Annotated in this window: 11 protein-coding genes; 1 reads left to right on the top strand and 10 read right to left on the bottom strand. The window is 70.7% G+C overall.

Annotated elements, in window-relative coordinates:
- Positions 1 to 80 precede the first annotated feature (80 nt).
- From D3P35_RS20425 to D3P35_RS20470, 10 genes are read right to left on the bottom strand one after another with little or no spacing between them, the layout of a single operon-like run.
- Positions 81 to 461, bottom strand: a complete 381-nt coding sequence (locus D3P35_RS20425; RefSeq protein ID WP_118137323.1) for a response regulator — start codon at positions 459 to 461, stop codon at positions 81 to 83.
- 28 nt (positions 462 to 489) lie between these two features.
- Positions 490 to 1,578 (bottom strand): chemotaxis response regulator protein-glutamate methylesterase, encoded by a 1,089-nt coding sequence (locus D3P35_RS20430; protein WP_118137325.1) that lies wholly within the window; start codon positions 1,576 to 1,578, stop codon positions 490 to 492.
- On the bottom strand, positions 1,578 to 2,174 hold the full coding sequence (locus D3P35_RS20435; protein WP_198670719.1) for a chemoreceptor glutamine deamidase CheD: 597 nt from the start codon (positions 2,172 to 2,174) through the stop codon (positions 1,578 to 1,580). The genes D3P35_RS20430 and D3P35_RS20435 overlap by 1 nt, the downstream gene beginning before the upstream one ends.
- A gap of 23 nt (positions 2,175 to 2,197) precedes the next feature.
- Positions 2,198 to 3,022, bottom strand: coding sequence for a protein-glutamate O-methyltransferase CheR (locus tag D3P35_RS20440; protein ID WP_118137327.1), 825 nt, complete (start codon positions 3,020 to 3,022; stop codon positions 2,198 to 2,200).
- Between the two features lie 2 nt (positions 3,023 to 3,024).
- The gene (locus tag D3P35_RS20445) at positions 3,025 to 6,057 is read right to left on the bottom strand and encodes a methyl-accepting chemotaxis protein (protein WP_118137329.1); all 3,033 of its coding nucleotides are present in this window, start codon (positions 6,055 to 6,057) and stop codon (positions 3,025 to 3,027) included.
- A 31-nt stretch (positions 6,058 to 6,088) separates the two neighbouring features.
- A complete protein-coding gene (locus D3P35_RS20450; RefSeq protein WP_118137331.1) occupies positions 6,089 to 6,577 on the bottom strand; it encodes a chemotaxis protein CheW in 489 nt (162 codons plus the stop codon).
- Entirely contained in the window at positions 6,574 to 8,721 is a 2,148-nt protein-coding gene (locus D3P35_RS20455) for a chemotaxis protein CheA (protein ID WP_118137333.1), read from the bottom strand. The genes D3P35_RS20450 and D3P35_RS20455 overlap by 4 nt, the downstream gene beginning before the upstream one ends.
- Before the next feature lie 16 nt (positions 8,722 to 8,737).
- Positions 8,738 to 9,097: a response regulator gene (locus tag D3P35_RS20460; protein ID WP_118137335.1), complete on the bottom strand. Its 360-nt coding sequence runs from the start codon at positions 9,095 to 9,097 to the stop codon at positions 8,738 to 8,740.
- Positions 9,094 to 9,369, bottom strand: a complete 276-nt coding sequence (locus D3P35_RS20465) for an STAS domain-containing protein (protein WP_118137337.1) — start codon at positions 9,367 to 9,369, stop codon at positions 9,094 to 9,096. The genes D3P35_RS20460 and D3P35_RS20465 overlap by 4 nt, the downstream gene beginning before the upstream one ends.
- On the bottom strand, positions 9,366 to 10,331 hold the full coding sequence (locus tag D3P35_RS20470; RefSeq protein ID WP_157982242.1) for a FliM/FliN family flagellar motor switch protein: 966 nt from the start codon (positions 10,329 to 10,331) through the stop codon (positions 9,366 to 9,368). The genes D3P35_RS20465 and D3P35_RS20470 overlap by 4 nt, the downstream gene beginning before the upstream one ends.
- A 263-nt stretch (positions 10,332 to 10,594) precedes the next feature.
- On the opposite strand from D3P35_RS20470, the gene D3P35_RS20475 reads away from it, so the two are divergent.
- Entirely contained in the window at positions 10,595 to 11,455 is an 861-nt protein-coding gene (locus tag D3P35_RS20475) for a flagellar motor protein MotB (protein WP_232830577.1), read from the top strand.
- Positions 11,456 to 11,634: the final 179 nt, after the last annotated feature.

The following is an 11,634-nucleotide window of genomic DNA, read 5'->3' on the forward strand; positions in this document are numbered from 1 at the left end:
AGCGCCGGGAGGGGGCTCGATGCCCCCTCCCGGCGCTTTTGCCCTGCACTGACCTCCGTGTTGCCGGGCGCCCGCGGCGCTCAGCTGAGCGCCCCGAGATGGGCTTCGAGCGCCTGGCGCATGTCCGCCGCACTGAAGGGCTTGGCCACGAACTGGTCGACGAGGTCGGCCGTCGCCTGGTCGCGGTAGGCATCAGAGGTGGCCAGGAACACCGGGATCCGGTTGAACACCGGGTGGCTCTTGATCTTGCGCGCCAGGTCCAGCCCCGAGAGGCCGGGCATGTTCAGGTCCGAGATCACCACGTCGAACATCTTGGTGTTCATCACGTCGAGGGCGCCTTCGCCGGTGGCGGCGAGCGAGACGTCGACGACACCGATATGCTTGAGGGCCTGCCTGGCAAGTCCCCGCATGGTCTGCTGGTCGTCGACGACGAGGACTTTGAGGGATTTGGCTGCGGGCATTGGGAGGTCTCCTTGCTTGGCTTGGGGGTCACATGGCCTGGCGGGCGGACCCGGCGCTGCCCTGCGCCGCGATCCGCTCCGCGAGAGCGGGGATGTTGAGTTCCTCGTTCACGGCGCCGAGCTGCATCGCGGCCTTGGGCATGCCGTAGACGACGCAGCTCTCCGGCGACTGGCCGAGGCAGCGCGCACCGGCCTGGCGCATGGCCAGCATCCCGTCCGCGCCGTCCCGGCCCATGCCGGTGAGGATGACGCCGAGCGCCTGTTCTCCCGCGGACTGGGCCACGGAATGGAACAGCCGGTCGACCGAGGGGCAGTGGCCCGAGACCGGGTCCGTGCCGCCGACCTGGACAATCAGCCCGGCGCCGCTCCGCGTCACGGTCATGTGCCGGTCACCCGGGGCGATGCGGATCATCCCGGCCCGCAGGGGCTCGCCGTCACGGCCCTCGGCCACGTCGAGCCCGGTCTCGGCGGCGAGCCGGCCGGCGAAGCGCTCGGTATAGCCCGCAGGCATGTGCTGGGTGATCAGGATCGGCAGGGAACAGCGCCGCCCCAGGGCCTGGAAGAGCTGGCCGAGCGCGCCCACCCCTCCGGTCGAGGCGCCGATGGCGACCATGCGCCGGCCGGTGGGGGCAGCGGTGACCGCCGGGCGCCGCGCGGCCACGGCCGCGACGGCAGCGGGCGCGGGTGCACGCACCGCGCGTCGCTGCACCTTCGCCGCCGCCGCCACCCGCACCACGCTGCGCAGCAGCGGGCCCCAGGCCGCGGTGGCCTGCGGGCTGTCTGGCTTGGCGATCGCATCCACCGCCCCGATCGACAGCGCCTCCAGCGCCGTCTCGGTGCCGCGGGCGGTGAGCGAGGAGACCATCACCACCGGCGTGGGGCGCAGGGTCATGATCTTCTCGAGGAAATCGAGCCCGTTCATCCCCGGCATTTCCACGTCGAGGGTGATCACGTCCGGGTCGAGGTTGCGGATCATCTCGCGCCCCTCGCCGACATGCGCGGCGAGGCCGACGACCTCGATGTCGCCATCGCCCGAGAGGGCGGAGCGGATCATCGCCCGCATCAGCGAGCTGTCGTCGACGACCACGACGCGGATGGGGCGGCCCCGGCCCGGCATCAGAACAGCTCCACGCCGCCGGCCTTCGGCGCGGCCTGGGCCTTGGTGCGCAGCGCCATTTCCTCGTTGCGCAGGCGGCGGTTGTCGGAGATCGGCAGCTTCAGCACCGAGGCGCGGCCCGAGTCGGGGAAGAAGAACACCCGGCGCGCCCGGTCTCCGCCGAGGTCCTGGGCGGTGATGCGGATGCCCTCGCGGCGCAGGTAATCGGCCACGAAGCGCGAGTTTCGGTCGCCCACGGTCTCGGCCGCGGAGACGTCGATCACGTTGGCACCGCCGAAGACCTTCGCCTCCAGCCGGCCCTTGGAGCCGCCGCGCTTGAGGATGTCGTTGATCAGCACTTCCATCGCGTGCACGCCGTAACGGGCCGATTTCTGGTCGGAATTCGTGTCACCGGGCAGCAGGAAATGGTTCAGCCCGCCGATGCCGAGCTGCGGGTCGCGGATGCAGGCCGCCACGCAGGAGCCCAGCAGGGTGACGAGGGCGAGATCCTTCTCGTCGGTCACGGCATGGAACCCGGGCAGGACCGTCTGGGTCATGGCGTTGATCTTGGGGTCCCAGAAATGGCCCTGGCGGCCGCGGTCGGCAGCGGTGCTCATGCGCGTCTCCTGTAGGTGGTCCGTCAGCAGGACAGAAGCTTGGGGTGTTCGCCGAGAAGCGATTCCGAGTGACCCAGGTAGAGAGCGCCGTGCGGCGCGAGCAGGTCGGCGAAACGGTCGACGATGCCGAGCTTGGTCTCGGTGTCGAAATAGATCAGCACGTTGCGGCAGAAGATGGCGTCGAACGGGCCCTTCACCGGCCATTGGTGCAGCAGGTTGAGCTGGCGGAAGCGGATGGGCGCCTTGAGCACCGGGCGCATCTCGAGCGTGCCGTCGGGCCGCTGGCTGGCAGCGGCCGAGAGCACCGCGGGGGGCACGCCGGTCACCCGGTCGGCGGCATAGACCCCGGCCGCGGCGCGGGCCAGAACATTGCTGTCGAGGTCGGTGGCGAGCAGCCGGTAATCCCAGCGATGCGCCAGCCCGCCCGCCGCCTGCATGGTCATCTGGATGGTGTAGGGCTCCTCGCCCGTCGAGCAGCCCGCAGACCAGATGCGGAAGCGCGAGGCCCCCTTCGCCATGCAGGGCTCGATCACCTCGCTGCGCAGGTGGTCGAAATGATGGCTCTCGCGAAAGAAGGAGGTGAGGTTGGTGGTGATGGCATTCATCAGCTCGCCGATCTCCGCCGCGCTTTCCGGGGAGTCGAGCAGGCGCAGGTAGCTGTCGAAATCCGTCAGCCCCAGCGCCCGCAGCCGGCGGCTGAGCCGGGTATGGACCATCTGGCGCTTGTGTTCCTTCAGCACGATGCCGGTGAGCTGGTAGACGCGCTCGGCGATGGCCTTGAAATTGGCCTCGGTCAGGACGGCGTCCTTGCCGGTTTCGGGCGAGGGGGAGCGGGGTGCGAGCGACATGTTCAGAACTCCGACCAGTCGTCATCGTGCGGCTGCGAGGCCGCGGGAGCTGCGGCCCGGGGCCGGGCGGCGGGGGCCTGGGGCGCCCGGGGCAGCGGGGTGGCAGGCTTGCCGCCGGGCCGGGGCGGGGCGGCTTTCGCCGGGGCGGGCTTTGCCGGCGCCGCTGCGGGTTTTGCCGCTGCGGGCTTTGCCGGAGCCGGGGCGGGCTTCGGCGCGGCGGGAGCTTTCGCCGGCGGCGCAGGGGCCCGGGAGGAGGCGGGGGCCGCCCGGCGGGCCCGGGCCAGCCGCTCCCATTCCGCGTCCTGGTGCCGCTCGCCCGGGGTGGCGGAGGGCGCGGAGGCCGGGCGGCGCGCGGCGGTGTCTGCCGGCGCGGCGCCGGCCACGGGCGGCAGGTCGGTGGCGGTTTTCCCGGTGCGGAACACGCCGATCAGCGCGCCGAGCTCGCCGGCGATCTCGGTGATCTGGCGCGCCGAGCCCGCACTCTCCTCCGCGGCCTGGGCATTGGCCTGGGTGCGCTGGTCCATGCTGCTGACCACCGAGGAGATCTCCTCGATGCCGGTGGACTGCTCGCGGCTGGCGTTGGAAATCTCCTCGATGGTCTCGGCCACGCGGCCGACGGATTCCACGATGCCCTTGAGCGAGGTGCCGGTGCCCTTCACCAGTTCCACGCCGCGCGCCACATGGGCCGAGCTGTCCTGGATCAGGTCCTTGATGTCGCGCGCCGCCTGGCTGGAGCGCTGCGCGAGGGTGCGCACCTCGGAGGCGACCACGGCGAAGCCCTTGCCGGCATCGCCCGCCCGCGCCGCCTCCACCGCCGCGTTCAGCGCCAGCAGGTTGGTCTGGAAGGCGATGGAGTCGATCACCGCGGTGATGTCGGAGATCTTGCCCGCACTCTCCTCGATCTCGCCCATGGCCGAGACCGCGTTGCCCACCACCGCCTGGCCCTCGCTGGCCCGGCCCGCGGCATCCCGGGCGAGCCCGGTCACCTTGGCGGCGTTCTCGGCGCTGGCGCGCACGTTGGCGGTCATCTCCTCCATGGTCGCGGCCGTCTCCTCCAGCGAGGCGGCCTGTTCCTCGGCGCGCTTGGCGAGATCGGTCGCCCCGGTGAGGATGGCGCGGCTGCTGTTGGTCATGCGGCCCTGGGCGGCGGAGAGCCGCGTCACCAGGTCGCTCAGGGTCTCGAGGCTGCGGTTGGTGACCTCGGCGAGGCGCTGGTACTGGCCGCCGCGCGCAGCGTCCATGCGCCGGGTCATGTCGCCCTCGGCCAGCGCGCCGAGCACGCCGTCGAGCTCGGCGAGGAAGCCGCTCACCAGCTCGCCGATCCGGTTCACCCCCTGCGCCGCCTCGCGGATGAACCCGTCCTGGCTCTCCACCTCCATGCGGCGGGAGAAATCCCCCGCCCCGATCGCCGCGATCATCTGGGAGATCTGCTGCTCGGCCGCGCGCTGGCGGGTGCGCTCGGTCCATTGCGTGACGTAGCCCAGCAGGCTGCCGTCCTCCAGGTGCACCGGGGCGAGGATCATCTCGAAGACCCGGTTGTCGAAGGCAAGCTCGCTGGTGACCGGGCTCTCCATCACCTCGAGATTGCGCCGCTCCAGCACGCCGCCGCGCCCGAACGTGTCGAGGTAGCGGCCGATGAACCGGCCGTCCCAGCCCGGGATCTGCTGCTGGAAGAAGCCGCGCGAGCTCTCCAGCGCCTTCTTCAGCGCGGTGTTGAGATAGACGATCTGGCGGTTCTCGTCGGCGAGCAGGAACAGCGCGGAGGAACTCTCCACCGCCGCCCCCACGCGCTTGGCCTCGGCGGAGGATTCGTGGATGGCGAAGAGCGCGCGCGACAGCTCGCCGATCTCGTCGCGCCGGGTGGCGGCGGGCACCTCGGCCGGCTCGCCCTCCGCGAGCTTCTTCACCGCGCCGGTGATGCCCAGGATCGGGCCGGTGAAGCTGCGCGACAGCAGGTAGCCCAGCAGCGCGGCGCCCAGCACCAGCAGCGCCGAGATGCCCAGGATCCGCAGCCCCAGCGCCCGTACCGGGGCCAGGAACACCTCCTCGGGCACCTGCGAGACCATGCGCCAGGGGATGGTGGCGCCGGGCATCTGCGGCACCGGGGCAATGGCGACATGCGCGGTTTCGCCGGTGAGCCCGGTCGCGGTGCCCACGCCCCCTTCCGGCGCGCCGGCATCGAAGCGGGAGGCGAGGATGTCGTTCTCCGGCGTCAGGCTCGTGTCGCTGCGCAGCAGGCCGTCCGGGCCGACGAGAAAGGAATAGCGCCCGGTCTCCGGGTCGTCCTCCGCCTCGAACAGGCTCTCGATCCGATCGGAGGGGATCTGCGCGGCCATCACCCCCTCGAGCGCGCCGGACGCGCTCCAGACCCCCAGGGCCATGAAGCTCGCCGGTGCGCCGGCGCTCGGCCCGTAGGGGCGGAAATCGGAGAAGGCGACGCCGCCGCCCGGACCGGCCTCCCGCACCCGGGCATAGACCTCGCCCAGGCCGGAGGCGGCCAGCGGCCCGGCGGAGAGGTCATCGCCGAAATCCGCTTCCTTGAACACGGTGTAGAGCACCTGGCCCGCGGGGCCGACCAGGAAGAGGTCGTGGTAGCCGCGGCTTTCCTGGAAGGCGCGCAGGCCCGGGTGCCAGAGGGCATGTGCGGCGGAATAGGCCGAACCGTCGCCGGCATCGTCCAGCGCCTGGCGGCTGCCGGCGGGATTGGGGTTGTCCTCGAGGTAGCGCCGGCGCAGCGCGCCCGCCTCCCCCGCCGCCCAGCCCTCGCGGAAGGCGGCGATCCCGCCGCCGGCCCGCACCGAGCCCGCCAGGTACGCAAGGTCGTTCCGGACCTCGCCGAGATACGCAGCCACCGCCGCCGCCTCGCGCCGGACCCGGGCAGTGAGGTTGTCCTCGGCCCGCGTCACCGCCGCTTCCCGCGCGTTGAAGTAACTCATGCCCCCCACCGCCGCGGCGACGACGAGGCACAGCCCCGCCACCATGAAGGTGAGCTGGGTGCGCAGGCTGCGGGACAGGACGGCGGGCAGGAGACGCATGGCAGGGGTTCCGTTGGCGAGGGCCGGTGCTTCAGAGGGTCTCGAAGCCCTGGGTGACGAAGAGCGAGGCGAGGTCGAGCAGTGCCACCATCACCTCCTCGGTGTTCACCAGGCCCGAGATGGCGCTGGCGTCCCCCTCCCCGGCCGAGGACGGCACCGGGCGGATCTCGTCGGCGGAGACCGAGACGATGTCGGAGACCGCGTCGACCAGCACGCCCACGGTCTGCTCGCGGATGGCCACGATCACCACCACGTGGTTCTCGGTCGCCTCGGTCATCTCGCCGCTGAAGCGCGCGCGCAGGTCATGCACCGGCACGATGGTGCCGCGCAGGTTCAGCACGCCGCGGGTGAAATGCGGCTGGTTGGGCAGCGCCGTGGTCGGCGACCACTGCTTGATCTCGCGCACCTGCTTGATGTCGACGCCGTAGACACGGTCGCCCACCAGGAAGGTCACGTACTGTTTCGTGCGTCCGCTGCCCTGGGCCTGCGGATCGTCGAGTTCGAGGCCGAAGTCGCTCAATGGTACATCTCCATGCCGGAAGACGCCCCGGGGCCGCCCCTTACGAGCGCGGGCACGTCTAGGATGAGGGCGACGCGGCCGTCGCCGAGAATGGTGGCGCCCGAGACACCCTCGACGCGGCGGAAGTTCGCCTCGAGGCTCTTGAGCACCACCTGCCGCTGGCCGATGAGTTCGTCTACGAGGAGCGCCACCAGGCCGTTGGTCTCGGTGTCGACCACGATGGCCATGTCCTCCTGGCGCACCGGCCCCTCCACCCGCAGCGCCTGGCGCAGCGAGATCAGCGGCAGGTACTGGCCGCGCAGGAACATCACCCGGGAGCCGTTGGGCAGCGCCTCGGTCTGTTCCTCCTCGATCCGGAGCGCCTCGATCACCGAGGAGAGCGGCAGGATGAAGCGCTGGTCGCCGACGCAGATGGTCATCCCGTCGAGCACCGCGAGGGTGAGCGGCAGGGTGATCATGAACTTCAGCCCCTTGCCCGGCACGTTCTTGAGCGTGCAGCGGCCGCCGAGGGTCTGGATCTTCTTCTTCACCACGTCCATGCCCACGCCGCGCCCGGAGACCGAGGAGATCTCGGAGGCGGTGGAGAAGCCGGGGTGGAAGATCAGGTTGTCGATGTCGTCGGGGGAGAGCTGGTCCTCGGGCTGCACGAGACCCTTCTCGATCGCCTTGGCCAGCACCCGGTCGCGGTTGATGCCGCGGCCGTCGTCCTCGATGGAGATGATCACCCGCTCGCCGCGGTGCTCGGCGGCGAGGCGGATGGTGCCGATGCGCGGCTTGCCGATCTGCTCGCGCTCGTCGTTGCCCTCCAGCCCGTGGTCCATCGAGTTGCGCAGCATGTGGGTGAGGGGCTCGGCGAGCTCCTCGATCACCGTGGTGTCGACCTCCGTATGCTCGCCCGAGAGCACCAGGCGCGCCTCCTTCTTCAGCGTGTCCGACAAATCGCGCACCACGCGCGGCATGCGCTGGAACACCGACTTCACCGGCTGGGCGCGGATCGCCATCACGCTTTCCTGCAGCTCGCGGGTCTGGCGGGTCATGCTCTCCACCGCGTGGCCGAGCTCCAGGTTTCCGGAGGTGTCGATCTCCGAGAGCTTCTGCGCCATCACCGCCTGGGTGATGACGATCTCGCCCACGAGGTTCACCAGCCGGTCGATGCGCGGCAGCTCGACGCGCAGCGACTTGGCGATCTTGGGCTTTTCCACCGGGTGCTCGCCATCGTCGCCGCCGGAGGCGGGCTTGCCGCCCCCGTTCCTGCCGCCGCCGCCGCCGCCGGACGCGGCGGGCGGGGCCGCCGGCGGCGGGGCCGCGGCCGCGGTCGGGCGCGTGTCGGGTGCGGGAGCCGCCGGGGCCGCCGCCGCTGCCGGCGCTGCCGCCGGCGCTTCAGGCTCCCCCGCGGGGTCCGCCCCCTCCTCGGGGGCGGGCAGGATCACCTCGATGTCGACGGCATGGCTGTAGAAGTCGAAGAACCCGTTGAGCGCCGTGGCCGGCGCGTCGCTCTCGAAATCGAGCAGCCAGGACAGGCCCGGGGCATGCAGGTCCAGCTCGCCCAGCGGCGCGATCTCCTCGGGCGCGGTGACCCGGCTGAGCCCGTGCGCCTTGAGCGCCCGGATCATCTTCAGCGGATCATGGCCGGAGAAGAGGAAATTCTCCCCCAGCGTGAGACGGACGGAGAATTCGTGGAAACCGCCCTCCTCGAGCAGCTCCTCGACCACCGGGGCGGGGGCCGCCTCGGCCGGCTTCTCGGCCGGGGCCTCGAGGTTGCCCAGCTCGCGCAGCTCGCCCAGCACCCGCTCCACCCGCTCCTCGGGCAGGCTGCCCCCGTCGCGCGCGTGCTCCACCAGCACCGCGATCACGTCGCCGGCCCGCATCAGGATGCTGCACACCTCCGGCGTGAGCTCGAGCGTCTCGGAGCGCACCTGGTCCATCACCGTCTCGAAGACATGCGCGAAGGCGATCAGGTCGCGGAAGCCGAAGGCCGCAGCGCCGCCCTTGATCGAGTGCACGGCCCGGAACGCGGCGTTCACCGTGTCCATCGACCCCTCCCCGTCGAGCAGCTCGTCCAGCCGCTCCTGCAGGTCGACCAGCAGCTCGGAACATTCCGAGAAGAAGATCGCCTGGTAGTCCTCAGCATCGTCCATCGCCATGTCGCGCTCCCTCCGCTCAGGTCAGCTGGTCGACCAGTTTGAGAACCTGGTCGGGGTCGAAGGGCTTGGTGAGCCAGCCGGTGGCGCCCACCGCGCGGGCGCGCTGCTTGAGCCGGTCGGCGGTCTCGGTGGTCAGCAGCAGCATCGGCAGGCCCTGGCCCTCCGGCTCCTTGCGGGCGGCCTCGATGAAATCGAGCCCGTCCATCACCGGCATGGTGAGGTCGGTGATCACGATGTCGGGCTTGTGGGCCTTGAGCTGGTCCAGCGCCTCCTGGCCGTTGCCGGCCTCGTAGACGTCATGCCCGGCGCCGCGCAGGCAGTCGCAGAGCATGTTGCGCAGGGATACGGCGTCATCCACGGCCAGAATCCGTTTCATTGGCAGAACTCCATCTTCATCAGGTCCTGGAACAGACCGAGATCCGAAAACGCATCGACAAACCCGGCACTTGGCCGGATCACGCTGATCTTGCCGCCCTCCTCGGCCAGCGCCCGCCCCACGGCGGTCAGCGCCAGCACGAAGGCGGTGGGCAGGTCCTCGACGCCGCTCGCGTCGATGACCGGAGCGGCGGGGGTCTGCCGCATCTCGGCCAGGAAGGCCTCCGCCGCCGGCAGGGTCGGGCGGGCCGGTAGGGTGTGGGTCGGTGTCATGCGCCGGTCTCTCCTGTCAGGCTGCGGATGTGCTTCACGAAATCGGGGTCGGGCGGCAGGGTGAGCTTCACCGCCTTTTGGCCCTCGAAGGCGCCGAGCCGGCCCACGGCCAGCGGCACCTCGTCCTGGCCGGGCAGCATCAGCTCGATGCGGCTGCGCCCCGAGGCCGGGATCTCGAGCACATCGCCCTCCTTCCATTCCTGGATGGCGCCGAGGTCGAGATGCAGGCGGTGGATGACGGAGGTGACGCGCACCGGCGCCTCGCGCGCCGCCCGGCTCATGCGGTTCGACCACAGGTCGAGCAGGTTGCGCTCCGAGGCCGAGGAGGTGCGGCGCTGCGAGGCCGCCTTGAAACTGTCGAGCACCGAGAGGGGGATGACCATGTCGAAATCCCCCGAGCGCGCCGCCTCGCCGATGTCCAGGCTCACGTTGAGCACCAGCACGTCGGCATTGTCGGGGGCGATGCGGGCCATGGTGACGTGCTGCTCGAACTGGCGCAGCGACATCCACTCCAGCTCCGGCGCGCCGAGGTAGATGCTGATCGCCTGGGTGAAGGCGCCGATCAGCGCATTGACGAAATCCGAGCACAGCGCGCAGTCGAGCGGCGTGATCGAGCGCGCGGTGGGCACCGGCGACTGCTCGGTGTCCCCGCCCATGCGCAGGTCGACGATGTGGTAGATCAGGTCGTTGGAGATGTTCACCAGCGCCGAGGCCGGGGAGTTCTTCACCTCCACCACGCCCAGCATCGCCGGCACGGGGATCGATTCGAGCACCCGGGAGAGCTTGCGCACCTCGCAGTCCAGGATGATCGAGGAGGTGATGGTGCGCAGCAGCCGGCGCAGCCGGTCGTCGAGGATCTTGGCGAAATCCTCCCCGATCATCTCCACCTGGGGGATCGGCGATCGGCTCACGCGCGCCGAGCTGATCTTTCGCGCAACGATGGTCTGCCCGGCTTCGCTCATCTGGTCCCCTGCCTCGAACGGCTTCTCCGCCACCCGGAGCACCGCACCCGTTCGGGGGGGATCTCCGGGGCCCGGGCACACCAGCGGCCCGGGAACGAGGCCGGAGTTTTCGCCGCTCTCTATTGCCAAGGGCTTAAGCGCGCGCCGATTGCATCCGCGGAAAGCCTGTCGAATTGTCGCGATCCCTTCGCGGCCGCAGCAACCGCTTGGCAAGCTTTCCGCCCGAGCCTGCGGGCGGGACAGTGACGCCGAGGAGAGTGAGCGTGGCCAAGGGAGACAACACGCGGCCGATCATCAAGCGCAAGAAGATCGTCGCGGGCGAGGGCCATCACGGCGGCGCCTGGAAGGTGGCCTATGCCGATTTCGTCACCGCGATGATGGCCTTCTTCCTGCTCATGTGGCTGCTCAACGCCACCACGGAGGACCAGAAGAAGGGCCTGGCGGACTATTTCAGCCCCTCCGTGCCGATCTCGCGCCTCTCCTCGGGGGGCGACGGGCTGTTCGCCGGCAAGACGGTCGCCGCCGACGACGAGCTCACCGAGAACGGCATCGGCGCGCGCGAGGATTACCGCGGCGACGGCACCAACGACGAGAAGGAGCCGGACAAGGATTACGAGAGCACCGACCCCAGCCAGGAGGACCAGGCCTTCTCCGCCATCCAGAACCTGCTGCGCGGCGACAGCGGCGAGAGCGACGTGGAGGACGAGCTGCTCGCCCATATCTCCACCCGCGTCACCGACGAGGGGCTGATCATCGAGCTGATCGACCGCGACGGCCCGCCGCTGTTCCGCGCCGGCACCGCCGAGCCCTCGCCCAAGATGCGCGCCCTGCTCGACCTCGTGGCCGAGGTGGGGGGGCTGCTGCAGAATCCCGTTGCCGTGGAAGGACATACCGATGCCCTGCCCTTCGCCGGCCAGGGCTACGGCAACTGGGAGCTCTCCACCGACCGCGCCCAGGCCGCCCGCCGCCTGCTGGAGACCGACGGCATCGACACCGCCCGCTTCCGCCGCGTCACCGGGCACGGCTCCTCCTCCCCCGCCGTGGAGGACCCGCTCGCCCCGCAGAATCGCCGCATCGCCATCACCTTCCTGCGCACCGACCTGGAGCGCGCGAAAACGCCTTGAATGCGATGCATTTCCGCCCCCGCCCCGGCACTCACGGTTAGGGGAAGCTTAAGGGCTCGCGGGGCAGAGAGGGACGACAGGGCCGGCTCCCCTCCGCGCGGGGGCCAGGCCGCCGCCCCGGGCACCGGGCCGGAGACACCCGCAAAGCCGGGACAGGACCAGCCGGGACACCGGAGACA

Origin of the sequence: Oceanicella sp. SM1341 (genome assembly GCF_003448965.1) — a bacterium.
Lineage (GTDB): Bacteria > Pseudomonadota > Alphaproteobacteria > Rhodobacterales > Rhodobacteraceae > Paroceanicella.

Coding starts and splice junctions, on each gene's coding strand:
- D3P35_RS20470 (WP_157982242.1), bottom strand. CDS start 10,331: ATGAGCGAAGCCGGGCAGACCATCGTTGCGCGAAAGATCAGCTCGGCG.
- D3P35_RS20430 (WP_118137325.1), bottom strand. CDS start 1,578: ATGCCGGGCCGGGGCCGCCCCATCCGCGTCGTGGTCGTCGACGACAGC.
- D3P35_RS20440 (WP_118137327.1), bottom strand. CDS start 3,022: ATGTCGCTCGCACCCCGCTCCCCCTCGCCCGAAACCGGCAAGGACGCC.
- D3P35_RS20435 (WP_198670719.1), bottom strand. CDS start 2,174: ATGAGCACCGCTGCCGACCGCGGCCGCCAGGGCCATTTCTGGGACCCC.
- D3P35_RS20445 (WP_118137329.1), bottom strand. CDS start 6,057: ATGCGTCTCCTGCCCGCCGTCCTGTCCCGCAGCCTGCGCACCCAGCTC.
- D3P35_RS20455 (WP_118137333.1), bottom strand. CDS start 8,721: ATGGCGATGGACGATGCTGAGGACTACCAGGCGATCTTCTTCTCGGAA.
- D3P35_RS20465 (WP_118137337.1), bottom strand. CDS start 9,369: ATGACACCGACCCACACCCTACCGGCCCGCCCGACCCTGCCGGCGGCG.
- D3P35_RS20460 (WP_118137335.1), bottom strand. CDS start 9,097: ATGAAACGGATTCTGGCCGTGGATGACGCCGTATCCCTGCGCAACATG.
- D3P35_RS20425 (WP_118137323.1), bottom strand. CDS start 461: ATGCCCGCAGCCAAATCCCTCAAAGTCCTCGTCGTCGACGACCAGCAG.